A 14,281-nucleotide genomic window follows, 5' to 3' on the forward strand; every position below is an offset into this window, starting at 1 on the left:
CGTGACCATATCAACATGGAGCCATAATGAAATTCTCTAATCAAACAGTTCTGGTGACCGGCGCAAGTCGCGGCATTGGTGCGGCGATCGCTAAAGCCTTCGCCGCTGAGGGCGCGTTTGTGGTGGTGAACTATCTGCGCAATGAAGCTGCCGCTGCGGGCGTGGTTGAGGAGTGCCGCGCATTGGGCGGCGACGCGCTGGCGATTGTTGCCGACGTCACCTGTGAGCAGCAGGTCAACGCCATGATGGAGCAGATCGTCAACGCCACAGGTCGCCTCAATGCGGTGATCAACAACGCTTTCGCACCTTACGTTTTCGACACTGAAAATCGTTCACGTTTCTGGGAAACGTCGTGGTCGGGCTATCAGTCGCAGTTCGATGGCGCGGTAAAAGCCGCCTATAACGTTTGTCAGGCGGCGCTGCCGTTAATGCGCGCGCGCGTGCGCGGCAGTATCGTTAATCTCACCAGCGATCTGGTGGCGCGTCCTTCGGTGCCTTACCACGATTACATCACCGCGAAAGCGGCGCTAACCGGCTTTAGCCGCACGCTGGCGACGGAGCTGGGCCCGCTGGGGATTCGCGTGAACTGCGTGGCGCCCGGCCTGGTGTATCCCACCGATGCCAGCCAGGCAACGCGCGAAGCGGTGCGCGATTCTCTCACGGCGCAAACCCCGCTGCGGCGCATCGCGCGACCGGAAGATGTTACCGGCCCGGTGCTGTTTCTCGCCTCCGACTGGAGCGAATTTGTCACCGGACAAACGTTGTACGTCGATGGCGGATTAGTGATGAATTGAACCGTACGGTCGCCATTTATGGCGATCGGTTTAGCCCTGCGCAAGCAAATAACTATCCAACCTGATCAACGCGATCACATATTTCGGCAACGCCTCCAGCAGCGATGGCAGATGGATTGTCTCGTCGGCACCGTGCGGCAATCCATGGCCTTCGGGTAAAAAATCGGGCGTGTTTGCTGCGGTTTTCCGATAGCCGGGCCCAAAGGTGATGGCGTTTGGCAGCTTCTTCGAATGGGTCACGCCGCCCATCGCGTAAGGGCGATCGTCATTGCCGGTGGTGTCATTCCACACTTGCTGCAGCAGCGAAATCACCGGATGTGAGGTCGGCAGGAAGAACGGCGCCACGTCGCGCCAGCCGGGATCGAGCGTAATGGTAGTAGCGGCTAACTGCTGTTGCAGCATCTCGACGATCTGCTCGCCGCGCCACGAAACCGGATAACGGATATCGCAGTCAATGCTCAGCGTGTCGGCGCGATGGCTGTACCACACGCCCGCGTTCAGCGTCAGTTTGCCGGACTCCGCATCTTCCAGCCCCAATCCGGCGCTCTCGCCATACGGCGACGCAAACAGCTGTACCAGCGTTTCCGCCAGCTGACGTTCGTGATCGCCCAATAGCTCCAGCTCAATCAGTGCGGTGAGCAGCACCTGCGTGGCATTCAGCGTGCCGTCGGGGAAGGCGGCATGCCCGCCGTTGCCGCGCGCTTTCAGGGTGAAAGCGCCATCGTTTTCCGGCTTGATCGACACATAGGTCGCGGCAATGCCCTGCAGCAGCGCCAGCTTTTCACTAACCGCATGCTGATCGGCCTGTGCAATTCGCACGCTGGCGAAATCCGGCACGCTATTGCTGGCCGATCCGGCAACAATATCCGCCAGCACGCCCGATTCGGCGACATTCAGGGTAAAACTGAGTTGTCCTTTCTGCGCATTGTTCACCGGGAACATGCCATCGGTGACAATCGAATAATCAGGCACCGGACCGTTCTCCGCAAACCACGCCATATCGGCCATGTTGGTCTCTTCCGCCAGACCATAAACGATGCGCAGATTGTGATGCAGCGGAATATTCAGATCGCGCATCAGCTTTAACAGATAGAAATTGAGCACACCGGGCCCTTTGTTATCCGCCACGCCGCGACCAATCACAAAATCGCCGTGCTGCGTTAGCGCAAAGGGCGGAAAGGTCCAGTTGTCGCCCGCTGGCACCACATCCAGGTGGTTGATCAGCCCGATGTCGCGCGCGTGCTCGCCATAAATCACCGAACCGGCGTAGCCCTGATGCTGCTCGGTTTTGAAACCGGCCTGCTCGGCCTGATCTAACACCTGCTGCAAGATTTGCGCGCACTCGGGGCCAAAAGGCGCGCCGGGCGCTGCGCGGTCGGCGCGGCTGATGCTGGGAATAGCAATCCATTCGGCCAAATCATTGGTTAATGCGGCGCGGTGCTCCGCAATCCATTGCTGGATCTGTGGCAACAGCGCGCTTTCCTGAGGTGATAACGACGCGGACATAAGGCTTCTCCTTCAATTTATGCACAACATAAAACATTCCACCGCGTCGGCTTAGACGCATTTGCGCGAACCATTGCTACCACGCAGCTAAGCGCCACTTCATGCGCATTCCTGCAAAGCTTAGCTATTTTTGTTGCTCGTATTGCATGGCAAAGCAACGGAGATTAACGCCCTACGACGCTAAGTCACCAGTAATGCAGGAGAATTAAGGTGGATAACAGCCCCGCAGCCGGAGCGACAGTCGGCGTGGATGTCGGAGGAACCTTTACCGATTTTGTTTTATTTGATCCGCAACGCCAGCAACGCTTTTTCCATAAACAGCCCAGCACGCCCGCCGATCCCGCTCTGGCGGTAAGTGACGGGCTGCGCGCCGTGCTGCTGAAAAGCGGTTTGCCCGCCAGCGCGCTATCGCTGGTGTTGCACGGCACCACGCTGGGCCTCAACGCCATTATCCAGCGGCGCGGCGCGGATATCGCGCTAGTGATCAGCGCCGGTTTCCGCGATGTGCTGGAGATCGCGCGTGCGCGTATGCCGTCCTCCTTTGATTTTCATGCCGACCGCGAGCCGCCTTTTTTACCGCGTCAGCGCGTGCTGGAGATCCCGGCGCGTTTTAGTCCCGCCGGTGAAGTGACGCAGTGGCCAACTGAGGCCGAACTGGCGACGGTGGTATCCGAGGTTCTGCAACTCAAGGTGAGCGCGGTGGCACTGGTGACCATCAATGGTTATGCCAATCCCACGCGTGAAGCGGAACTGGCAAGCGCGCTGGCTGCAAAGTTAGGCACGGTGCCGGTGCTCTCTTCGGCGCAGCTGTGGCCGGAGATTCGTGAGTATGAACGCACATTGGTGGCCGGGCTGAACGCCTATATTCAGCCGCTGATGCAGCGCTACTTTAACCGCCTGAGCGATTTACTGGCGCAGCAGGCGATTGACGTTCCCTTATTGATCACCGCGTCCAACGGCGGCGTGCTGCCGCTGGACGCCGCACATCAGCGCCCGGTGGACACGCTACTCTCCGGACCGGCATCCGGCGTGATTGCTGCGGCGCATCTGGCGTCCGGTACAGGTTTTGTCTCCTTCGATATGGGCGGCACCAGCAGCGATATCTCGCTGTCGGAGCAGGGCGAAATCGAACGCGTTAACCGCACCGAGATTGGCGGCCTGCCGCTGATTTTGCCGGTGGTGGGCGTATCGGCGATTGGTGCCGGCGGCGGCTCCATCGTGCATGTCGATGATTTCGGCATTCTCAAGGTTGGCCCAGAAAGTGCGGGGGCGGATCCGGGTCCGGTTGCCTATCAGCGCGGCGGCACGCAACCCACGCTCACCGACTGCTATCTGGTGAGCGGCATCTTATCCGCCGACGCGGCGTTGGCGGGCACCATCACGCTGGATCACGCCGCCGCACTTCGCGCACTCAGCGAATTGGGCGAAACGTTAGGTTTGGCGGCCGAACAGGTGGCAAGCGGCGCTATCGCAGTAGCCACCGCGCAGATGGCGACCGAACTGAACAAAGCGCTGGCGCAGCGCGGATTGACCGCCGATGGCTTGACGCTGATTCCCTTTGGCGGCGCGGGCCCGACCCACGCCAACTTCTTTGCCGAAGAGGCGGGCATCAACCGCATTCTGGTGCCGCTGCGTCCCGGCACGTTCTGCGCCGAGGGCGCGATCAGCGCTGATATCCGCCGCGACTTTGTGCGCAGCCTGCGCATCAACGTTACAGCGGAGAGCTACGGCAAAATCGCCGCCACCGTTGCGGAGCTGCATCAGCTGGCGCAAAAGTGGTTTGCCGAACAGGCCAGCCGCCTCAGCGAGCGCGCCCATTATCGGGTGGAAGCGGATATGCGCTATGCCGGACAGGCCTACGAACTCAGCGTCACTCTCGGCAGCCCGGCAAGCATCACGCATCAGCAACTGCTTGAACGTTTTCAGCAGCTGCATCAGCAGCGTTATGGCTTTAACACGCCTGACGCGGCCATTGAACTCACCACGCTGCGCCTGTCGCTGAATGCCGTTTTGCCGCGCCCAACCGATAAACCTTTTAACGCAGACGTTAAGATTGATGAGCCAGTTTCGCGCCCACTTTATCTGCGCGGCGGCTGGGTGAATGCGCGCATCTGGCAACGTGTGAACATCGGTAAGCAGAGCCTCATTCTCGGCCCGGCGGTGATCGAACAAGAGGATACCACCACGCTGATCTTGCCTGGCTGGTCGGCGTGCACCGATAGCAGCGGCAATCTGCTGATCGCGCGCGTAACGGGAGACGCAGCATGAAACTGGATGCCATCACTCTCGAAATCCTCAACCAAAAACTCACCGCGCTCACCGAAGAGATGTGCCACATCCTGCAGCGCACCGGACGCACGCTGTACGTCAAGGAAACCGCCGATTTTTGCTGCGCGGTGGCTGATCTGCAAGGCCGCTTCTTTGCCTATCCGAAAGGTATTGGCGTTTCCGGTTTTGTCGGGCTGAACGCGCTAACCGCGATTCAGGCGGTCGGCGAGGTTGCGCCCGGCGATGTGATTCTGACTAACGATCCCTGGCGCTCGCGCGGGCTGGCGACGCATCTGCCAGATTTGCAGGTGCTGGCGCCGTGGTTCGTCGATGGCGAACTGGTGGCGTGGGGCTGGGCTTTTTTACACGCCTCCGACGTTGGCGGGCGCGTGCCGAGCAGCATCTCGCCGACCAACAGCGATATTTATCAGGAAGGGCTGCAAATTCCGCCGGTCAAGCTGGTGCGTGCGGGTGAACTCAATCGTGATGTGATGAACATTCTCACCGCCAACAGCCGCACGCCGGAGGCGATTGCTGGCGATATTCAGGCGATGCTGGCCGCGCTCAATGCCGGTCGCGATCGCCTGAATCGCATCGTGGCGCAGCATGGCGTTACGGACGTGGTGCAGGCGCAGCAGGATTTGCAGGCATATTCGGCGATCCGCGCGCGCCAGGTGCTGCGCCGCATTCCCGACGGCGTGTATCAGTTTGAAGATTACCTCGATGACGCCGCAGGCAGCGGCTTGCCGGTGCGGCTCGCCATCACCGCCACCTTTAACGATGGCAAGGTGCATCTCGATTTCACCGGCAGCGATGCGCAGGTGGCGGCGGCGATCAACATTCCCAGCCACGGCGATCCACATGCTTGGCTGACGCTGCGCATTTTGGCGCTGGTGTGCACGCTGGACAAAGGCGTGCCGCTGAATGCCGGATTACTCGCGCCGGTGACGCTGTTTGCGCCCGCCGGATCGCTGGTCAATCCGCACTATCCGGCGGCAGTTGGCGTACGCCATGCGGCGGCGGTGCGCGTGAATGATCTGCTGAACGGTTTGCTGGGTCAGCCGTTGCCGGACGTAATGCCCGCCGCCAGCGGTGGCACCATCATTCCGCTGGTGATCGCCGAAGTGGCGCGCAATGGCCGCGAGCAAAATGTGCAGGTGATCGAACCGCTGGTCGGCGGGGGCGGGGCGCGTTGGAGGCATGACGGCATCGACGGCCGCGACAACAGCATCTCCAATCTGGCGAACAATCCGGTGGAGATGGTGGAAGCGGAAACCCATATCGAAATCCGCCAGTACGCGCTGCGCCCGGGTTCTGCCGGCGCAGGACAATGGCGCGGCGGCATGGGCCAGCAGATCCGCGTGCGCATTCTGCAAGATGACAGCACGCTGCTGGCGCGCGGCATGGAGCGCATGCTGTTCCAGCCGTGGGGCGTGCAGGGCGGTCAGCCGGGGCAATCGACCACGCTGACGCTTAATCCTGATGTCGCGGGCGGCCAGCCACTCGGCAAGATCGATCTGCTGAGCGTCAACGCCGGTGACGAAGTGCTGCTGCAAACGCCCGGCGGCGGCGGTTGGGGCGATCCCTTCAAGCGCGATGCGCTGGCGGTGCAAAACGATGTCGATAACCATTTGCTGAGCCACGCCGACGCGGCGCAGCACTATGGCGTGGTGTTTACCGATCACGGCATTGATGCCGCGGCCACCGCCGCCTTGCGCAGCCAACCGCGTGCAGCGTCATCTTCTTTCGGCGCGGCGCGCGAGAACTGGCAAACGCTGTTTGATGGCGATCTGCTGACGCGGCTCAATCAGCTGCTTTATCCACTCAGTCCGGCCGAACGCCAGCGCCATCGCTCTGCGGTGTTTGCCGCCGCGTTAGCGCAGTTACCGGCAGATTTTCCTCGTTCAACTTCTCCAGCTATCGCGACGGCGCGCCAGGCGTTTGCCGCTGCGCTGCGCGCGCTGGAGAGTGAACTTTCAGCGTCAATGACCTCAATACCAGGAGATGGCCATGCGCCAGTTAAATAACAAAAAAATCCTGCTCACCGCGCTGGTGGGCATGTTGATCAGCGGTGCGGCGAGCGCGGCTGAAACCACAGACTCGGTGATCGTTGGCGTTTACGGCGGTGACTGGGAGAAAAATATCCGCGCGTCCGGTCTGGAGCAGTTTGCCAAAGATAATCACCTGAAGCTGACCGTAGTGCCGGGCGCGGATGCCGAATGGTTTGCCAAGCTTCGCGCCGCCAAAGGCCGTCGTTCGCCGTATGACGTGGTGGTGTTCCAGCCCGATACCGTGCAGCGCGCGCAGGCGGCGGGCTTGCTGCAGCCGCTGGATGCCAAAGATATTCCCAACCTGAATAATCTGTATCAGAGCGTGCAGTCGCGCTTTGTGTATGACAATCAAACCTACGCCGCCGCCTTCAGCCTCGGCCAGCTTGGCCTCGCTTATCGCAGCGATCTGGTGAAAACCCCGCCGAAAAGCTGGCTCGACTTGTGGAATCCGGAATACAAAGGCCACGTAGCGATTTCATCGCCGACCTACGCCGCCGGTTTGCAGTTCTTCGCGGGCTTAGTGCACGCGTTGGGCGGCGAACTTAATCAGCCTGCCGCCGTGGACAAAGCCTTCACCAAACTGGCGGAACTGCGCGGCAACGCGGTGGCGTTCCCGGACAGTCCGGGCGCGATTCAAACCCTGCTGGAGCGTGGCGATGCGTGGGTGGTACCGTACTGGGATGGCCGCGTGTTTGCGCTCAAGCAGCAGGGCATGAAAGTTGATTTCGTCTATCCGTCCGATGGCCCGGTTGTCGGTGCCGCGAACTGGGTGATTCCAAAGGGCGCGCCGAACCTCGCCAACGCCTACAAAGTGGTTAACGCCATGTCTGCGCCCGACGTGCAGAAAGCCTTCTCGGATAAATCACTGTATGGCATGACCAATAAAGACGTGCAGTACAGCGACAACCTGAAGAAGCAGGTGAAAGTGGGCGAAGCAGCCTACAGCAAACTGATCTGGATTGATTACAGCACCGCCACGCCGCAGCTGGCGGACTGGACGCGTCGCTGGAGCCAGGCGCTGGGTGGTGCCAAATGAGTTCAGTCGTCATTGACGGCGTAGCGCGGCAGTTTGATAACCACCGCGCGCTGAATGACGTCAGCATCACCATCGAGCAGGGCGAGTTTTTCTCCCTGCTCGGGCCGAGCGGCTGCGGCAAAACCACGCTGCTGAATATCATCGCCGGATTTTTGTCGCCGAATAACGGGCGCGTGTTGATTGGTGGCAAGGATGTCACCGCGCTGCCGCCGTATCAGCGCCACATCGGCATGGTGTTCCAGAACTACGCGCTGTTTCCGCATCTGAGCGTGGGCGATAACGTCGCGTTCGGGCTGAAGGTGCGCAAAGTATCGCGCAGCGAACGGCAGCGTCGTGTCACCGAAGCGCTAAAGCAGGTGCGACTGGAAGGGCTGGCGCAGCGCATGCCGCATCAGCTTTCCGGCGGACAGCAGCAGCGCGTAGCGATTGCGCGCGCGCTGGCGATTGAACCGCAGGTGCTGCTGCTGGATGAACCGCTGTCGAACCTCGATGCGCGCCTGCGCAAGGAGATGCAGGACGAACTGCGCGCGTTGCAGCAGCGCGTCGGCATCACCACGGTGCTGGTGACGCACGATCAGGAAGAGGCGCTGACGCTGTCGGACCGCATTGGCATTCTCGGGCAGGGCGAGCTGCAGCAGATTGGCGCACCCGCCGCGCTCTACCGGCAACCGGCGAATCGCTTTGTCGCGGAGTTTGTCGGACAGGCCAATCTGTTCCATGCCTCTGCGCACAACGGACTTTACCAGGCGCGCGATCACTTTGTAGCCGCCGGATCAGCGCTGCAACTCAGCGCCGCGCAACCGGCAAGTGCCTCATCGTTGCTTATTGTGCGTCCCGAGCGCGTGCAGTTCTCCAGCGAGCCGCAGCAATTTACCAGCAACGGCAGCGCCGCCAGTGTGAAAGAAGTGAGTTTTGCCGGTGCGACCTTGCGGCTGGTGTGCCAGCTGCCGGGCGGCGGCGAGATCCGCGTGCAGCCAGCAGAAGCGCACTTTTCACAGCTGCCCGCGCCGGGCGATCGCTGCTATCTGCACTGGCAAGCGGCGGATGTCATCGTGCTGCCCGCGCAGGAGCGCGCCTGATGAAGATCGCTACGCGTAATCTGTTTCCCTGGCTGCTGCTGACGCCATCGCTACTTTTTCTGCTGCTGTTTTTGCTGGTGCCGCTGCTGCTGCTGTTCGACCAAAGCCTGACCAACGTTGATAGCCTGCTCAATCCGCTGCCCGGTTACAGCCTGGCGCAATATGTGACGGTGTTTGCCGATCCGCAATATCTGCACGCGCTCTGGACCACGCTGTGGGTGTCGCTGCTCACCGCCGCGATTACCGTGCTGCTGGCGTGGCCGGCGGCGTGGCTGCTGGTGACGACGCAGCGGCGCGGCTGGCGCACGCTGCTGTATGTGATCCTGATTTCTCCGCTGCTCACCAGCGTGGTGATCCGCACCTTCGCGTGGATTGTGCTGCTGGCGCAGAACGGTTTGATCAACGGCTTCCTGCTGTTCACCGGTTTGATTCCACAGCCGCTGAGCCTGTTGTGGAACATGAATGCGGTGATCATCGCTTATGTGCAGGTGATGCTGCCGTTTGCCGTGCTGCCGCTGATTACCTCGCTGAATGAAATCGCGCCCTCGCTGCGATTGGCGGCGATGAGTCTGGGTGCTACGCCCGCGATGACCTTCCGCCGCGTGGTGCTGCCTTTGACGCTGCCCGGCATGCTGACCGGTTTCATCATCGTCTTTTCCCTCGCGGCGGGCAGCTACATCACGCCATTGCTGATTGGTGGACGCTTACAGCCGCTGCTGCCGATTGCCATTTATCAACAGGCGATGCAGATCGCTAACCTGCCGCTGGCGGCGGCGCTGTCGTTGACCTTGCTGGTGATGACCTTGATAGTCGCCGGGATTGCGGGCGCGTTCCTGAAACGCTGGGAGAAGAAAAATCATGGATAACACGCAAAGCCTGGCACAGCGGCTGACGCAGTTCGGCGTGACGCTGGCGGGCATCGTGATTTACGCCTTTTTAGCGCTGCCGGTGCTGGTGATTGTGCTCTCGGCGTTTAGCCCGGAGCCGTATCCGCAGTTTCCGCCGCAGGGATTTTCGCTGCGCTGGTTTAGTGCACTTTTACAGGATGACGGCTGGATCGCGTCGCTGTGGATCAGCGCCTTGCTGCTGGTGATCGTCACGCCAATCACCGTGGTGCTGGGTACGTTTGCCGCCTGGTCGCTGGCGCGGCTGGAGTTCCGCTATCGCGAAGCCTTACAGGCGTTTATTCTGTCGCCGCTGATGATTCCGCAAGTGGTGCTGGGCATTGCGCTGCTTTATGTGCTGACGGCGGCGGGTATCGCCGGGATGATCACCGGGCTGGTGATTAGCCATGTGGTGGTGGCGCTGCCGTATGTGGTGCGCACCGTTAGCGTGAGCCTGGCGGCAATGGATAAGCGGCTCGAAGCGGTATCGATGAGTTTGGGCGCGGGGCGCTGGTATACGTTTCGCCACGTCACGCTGCCGCTCATTAAGCCCGGCATTCTGGCCGGAGCGGTATTTGCGGCGGTGACCTCGTTTGGTGAAGTCTCCGTGAGCCTGTTTCTCAGCGCGCCAGACACCATCACCGTGCCGGTTCGGGTATTTAATTACGTCGATCAGACTTTCGATCCTACGGTGAATGCGATTTCGGTAATCTTTATTATCTTCGCGGTGCTGATTTTAATGGTAATTGAGAAAACGATTGGGCTGGTGAAGTTGAGTTAGATTGTTCGGTTATCGCCGCCGTGATGGGGAAATAATGGGATCGTTGCGTGATAAATAATGGATATTGCGTTTACGGGTCTTTCTCAGAAAATTCTTTAGTTAAACGAGTAAACCGCACTGGTAAGTGCGGTTTTTTTTATGAATAGGGATCACAACTGGCTAAATTTTCGCTTCACTGAATTTTATTATTCCCCTATGGTTTGCGTGGTTAACGGGATTAACTATAGGGATATTTATGTACCACAGTGATGCGGTGATACGGCAGCTACAGGCGCAAAGGATTCTGGCAGAAAAGCTCGACAATGCCGTTTCCGGCGTTATTGATGTAGTTTCGGATCAGGTCAGTAAGATCAATAAAGGGGCGACCCGGCTTTCATTTTATGCATCGTGTTTTACTGATGAATACATGGACGTCTGTAAAAATCAGATGCTGGAAGATAATCGTTTTAGAAAAGCAGTCGTTCGGTTAATAAAAGACAGAGATATTATTTTTGCACTGTTGCAAACCTACATAGACTATCAGCTTGGAGGCAGATCTTATCGCCAACTCGAAGCAATTAAAATTCATCTAATGCGAGCAAACATTCACATTGCAGCCAGCACACTAACTACGCGCGCATTTGGTGCTGGAGCGGCTATGGCTGTCGTCATGGGGATGAATATAACGCTTCCTGTTGGCCGTAATGTTGGTACTGCAGTTGGTGCGGCAGCGTCAGTATAGGGAATTTATGCCATAGTTCAAAACGCAGCAGACAGCGCAAAGCGCTTGCAAATAATGCACCCTCCTTTTTACCACGCATTGTATATGCGAGAACTCGAAATGATGTATTTCCTTATTGAACCTTCATTTATGCGGGCTGGTGCGCTAAAAAATCAATGGCTTTCAGATTACGAAGTCGCTGGAGTATTGATGAAGTTAGTGGGGAAATGATGAAGAAATTTTTAAAGCAATGGTTAATATCAGAATCGAAGTTCCTGATCTGCACTTACGTGCCGATAGTATTAACAATACTTTTTGCGTTACTACAAATTTACTTTTTCCCAGATAGCAGTATGTTAGGTGTGGGGATATTTTATTTGTGCTCACTATCATTTGTCATCTACAAATGTCGTTAAATTTAAGTTTGAAGTATTTTTGTTTAGGTGCCTATTTTTGCAGGCTAAACATATGTTCTTGATTGTGAATTTAAGACTCTTAGAGAAATAGCATATGTTCAATGTAATTAGGTGTAAATGCTCGTCAGACTTGTATACGAGTAGGTTGGAGTAAAACTATGAGAGGGTTTTTAAATCGGTGGTTGATAACGCAATTGCAATTTCTATTACGCATATACGTTCCCGTTTTATGTGCGCTTGTGTTTGGTATGTTGAAATTTTATTTCTATCCTGAGAGTGGGATGATGAGTGTATGTATAGTTTACCTGTGCGCGTATATTTTTGTTGTTTATAAATGTCGAAAACTTTAAGGGATTAAATATGTCAACTCCAGCACATATCTGGTTAGAAGATGAAAGCGGTTCGCCGATTGTGGGCTCGTGCATGATGCCGACCAGACTCGGTTCGATAGAGCTCAACTCCGTCATGCACAACATTACCATCCCGGTGGATCCGCACACGGGAAGGCTTACGGCCACAAGAATTCATGCACCAATATCCGTTCAAAAGGAGTTCGATAGAACAACGCCGGTGCTGTTTCGTGCATTGTGTCAGGCCAGAACGCTGAAATCAGCGACCATCAAGATGTACCGAATTAACGAAGCGGGTATTGAGGTCGAGTATTTAATATCCGCCTGGATAACGTCAAAATCTCCAGCATCTCACCGGCTCTGCTGCCAAACGGCCAGACCAGCACGCATCTGGAAAATATTGAGCTACGATCTGAAACGATTACATGGAAATACGTGGACGGTAACATCGTGTTTAAGGATGGATGGAATGAGAGGATGATTGCTTAGCTTCTGGCTAAGATTGCTGACGCTGAGGATTAGAAATACATGAACAAAATAGTATTGCTCAAAGACGATATAACCAAGGTCCCAGTGGAAGCCATTGTGAACGCCGCCAATACCTCCTTGCTTGGCGGCGGCGGAGTTGATGGCGCCATCCATCGTGCGGGCGGGCCAGCGATTTTGGCTGAGTGTCAGAAAATCAGAAATCGACAAGGTGGCTGCAAAGTCGGAGATGCAGTGATCACCACGGCGGGTGATTTGCCAGCAAAATACGTCATTCACACCGTTGGACCACATTGGCATGACGGACGACATGACGAAGAAACGCTGTTAAAAAATGCTTATCTGAGCTGTTTTAAACTGGTAGAAGAATATGGCATCCAAACCGTTTCGTTTCCTAATATCAGCACTGGTATATACAGATTTCCGAAAGTGCTGGCGGCTGAAATCGCACTAGCCGTGATTGATCAGTGTTTGCGTGAGAACGCCAATATCGAGCAAGTCAATTTGGTCTGCTTTGATGAGGAAAATTACGACCTGTATTCAAAAATGCTTGGGCAATAAAGTTCTGTATAATTTCATTCAGCCGCACTCGAATAACGATATATTTACGGTTGGCTAGACAACATTGATGGCTATCTTATCGCCATCTTAAGCCGGGAAAAATGGCATTTTTTTACCCTTACTCAATAATCAAAAGGAATGGTTAATAACATGGGGTTTAGATTTCGAAAATCGATAAGCATTATTCCCGGTGTAAGGATGAACCTGAGCTCCTCGGGTGCGAGCATGAGTGTTGGGCCGCGAGGGGCATCCGTTTCGTTCGGCAAACGCGGTACTTATGCCAATCTGGGACTTCCAGGGACGGGATTGAGCTATCGAACTCGTTTAGATCGAGCAAGTGCAGCGAGCAGAAAACGCAATGCTTCTCGACAAGAGGATCCCTATTTACGGCAAGAGCTTGAGCAAGAGGTGGAAGCGCTTAATCAGGCTGTAGACGATATTGTGAATATCTATCTCCTTACACCTGATCCTCGTACGGTGCATTCCTACTCCGAGCTCGAAGCGCATTATCGGCAGTTGATGTTGCAGCCCTACAATGTGCCTGCACCTGTCCGTCCCGAAAAGCCCGTTCCTCTTATTGCACCTGAACAACCTGAAGACAATCAAGGTCGTGGTCTTATTGGACGAATATTTGAATCAGCTTCTGCTCGCCAGGATCGGCAAACACGTAATATTGAGCAATGGCAACGAGAAGTAAAAGAGTGCGAACAGGAAAACGAACTTTTTCTGAAGCGATATCAGGCGATGCGTCAGCGCTGGGCGGAGCTATACGCTAACTGGAAATTCGATGCGGCTGAACATGAAAAGAAGATTGCAAGCAAGTTGGCAAATATTGAATCGCAATTCGCCACCGATAACAGCTATTTCGAATCACTTCTGTCCGAAGTCATTCAAGCTGCAGACTGGCCACGCGAGACGCTGGTGTCGTTTCAGGTGAATGCCTCCACATCTGAAATTCTCATTGAAGTAGATTTGCCAGAATATGAAATGCTGCCTACTTCATCAGTACGGGTGAATACCCGTGGAACAGAGATTATTGAAAAAGAGTTGTCACAAAAGGCGATGCGAGAACGTTATGCTTTGCATGTGCACGGTATCGTATTGCGGCTGGCTGGTATGGCTTTTTGCGCGCTGCCATTTAATACCGTTATCATTAGCGGCTTTACTCAGCGAATCAGTAAACAGACCGGGCACTTAAATGATGAATACATCCTATCCTCACGTATTGAACGTTATTTATTTGAACGGCTCAACTTTAGCAATCTGGAAAATGTCAGCCCGATTGACGCTTTTGATAAATTCCAAACACAGCGTCGCATGAGCGCAACATTCATTTTTCAACCCGTTACACCTATTGTTTGAGAAGATG

At 56.1% G+C, this 14,281-nt stretch carries 11 protein-coding genes and 1 pseudogene; 11 read left to right on the plus strand and 1 reads right to left on the minus strand.

Annotated elements, in window-relative coordinates:
• Positions 1–26 precede the first annotated feature (26 nt).
• Complete coding sequence (locus PZBJ_RS03845) at positions 27–794, plus strand: SDR family oxidoreductase (RefSeq protein WP_101761274.1); 768 nt, start codon at positions 27–29, stop codon at positions 792–794.
• A 30-nt stretch (positions 795–824) separates the two neighbouring features.
• Here the strand turns inward: PZBJ_RS03845 and PZBJ_RS03850 are convergent, their stop codons facing one another.
• A complete protein-coding gene (locus PZBJ_RS03850) occupies positions 825–2,300 on the minus strand; it encodes a Sapep family Mn(2+)-dependent dipeptidase (RefSeq protein ID WP_101761275.1) in 1,476 nt (491 codons plus the stop codon).
• A gap of 210 nt (positions 2,301–2,510) precedes the next feature.
• Here PZBJ_RS03850 and PZBJ_RS03855 point away from each other — a divergent pair, with 210 nt between their 5' ends.
• From PZBJ_RS03855 to PZBJ_RS03900, 10 genes and pseudogenes are all read left to right on the plus strand, one after another.
• The gene (locus tag PZBJ_RS03855; RefSeq protein ID WP_101761276.1) at positions 2,511–4,568 is read left to right on the plus strand and encodes a hydantoinase/oxoprolinase family protein; all 2,058 of its coding nucleotides are present in this window, start codon (positions 2,511–2,513) and stop codon (positions 4,566–4,568) included.
• The gene (locus PZBJ_RS03860; RefSeq protein ID WP_101761277.1) at positions 4,565–6,595 is read left to right on the plus strand and encodes a hydantoinase B/oxoprolinase family protein; all 2,031 of its coding nucleotides are present in this window, start codon (positions 4,565–4,567) and stop codon (positions 6,593–6,595) included. The genes PZBJ_RS03855 and PZBJ_RS03860 overlap by 4 nt, the downstream gene beginning before the upstream one ends.
• The gene (locus tag PZBJ_RS03865) at positions 6,579–7,655 is read left to right on the plus strand and encodes an ABC transporter substrate-binding protein (protein WP_101761278.1); all 1,077 of its coding nucleotides are present in this window, start codon (positions 6,579–6,581) and stop codon (positions 7,653–7,655) included. The genes PZBJ_RS03860 and PZBJ_RS03865 overlap by 17 nt, the downstream gene beginning before the upstream one ends.
• Complete coding sequence (locus PZBJ_RS03870; RefSeq protein WP_101761279.1) at positions 7,652–8,734, plus strand: ABC transporter ATP-binding protein; 1,083 nt, start codon at positions 7,652–7,654, stop codon at positions 8,732–8,734. Before PZBJ_RS03865 ends, PZBJ_RS03870 begins: the two co-directional genes overlap by 4 nt.
• Positions 8,734–9,600 (plus strand): ABC transporter permease, encoded by an 867-nt coding sequence (locus PZBJ_RS03875; RefSeq protein ID WP_101761280.1) that lies wholly within the window; start codon positions 8,734–8,736, stop codon positions 9,598–9,600. The genes PZBJ_RS03870 and PZBJ_RS03875 overlap by 1 nt, the downstream gene beginning before the upstream one ends.
• Positions 9,593–10,399, plus strand: coding sequence for an ABC transporter permease (locus PZBJ_RS03880; protein ID WP_101761281.1), 807 nt, complete (start codon positions 9,593–9,595; stop codon positions 10,397–10,399). Before PZBJ_RS03875 ends, PZBJ_RS03880 begins: the two co-directional genes overlap by 8 nt.
• Positions 10,400–10,634: 235 nt before the next feature.
• Complete coding sequence (locus PZBJ_RS03885) at positions 10,635–11,120, plus strand: hypothetical protein (RefSeq protein WP_240632873.1); 486 nt, start codon at positions 10,635–10,637, stop codon at positions 11,118–11,120.
• 755 nt (positions 11,121–11,875) lie between these two features.
• Positions 11,876–12,354, plus strand: a pseudogene (locus PZBJ_RS03890) (Hcp family type VI secretion system effector).
• A 39-nt stretch (positions 12,355–12,393) separates the two neighbouring features.
• Positions 12,394–12,912 carry an O-acetyl-ADP-ribose deacetylase gene (locus PZBJ_RS03895; protein ID WP_101761282.1) on the plus strand — a complete coding sequence of 173 codons (519 nt, stop codon included), beginning with the start codon at positions 12,394–12,396 and terminating at the stop codon, positions 12,910–12,912.
• A gap of 150 nt (positions 12,913–13,062) precedes the next feature.
• Positions 13,063–14,274, plus strand: coding sequence for a DUF4236 domain-containing protein (locus PZBJ_RS03900; RefSeq protein ID WP_101761283.1), 1,212 nt, complete (start codon positions 13,063–13,065; stop codon positions 14,272–14,274).
• The last annotated feature ends 7 nt before the right edge of the window (positions 14,275–14,281 follow it).

Origin of the sequence: Pantoea endophytica, from assembly GCF_002858935.1 — a bacterium.
Lineage (GTDB): Bacteria > Pseudomonadota > Gammaproteobacteria > Enterobacterales > Enterobacteriaceae > Pantoea > Pantoea leporis.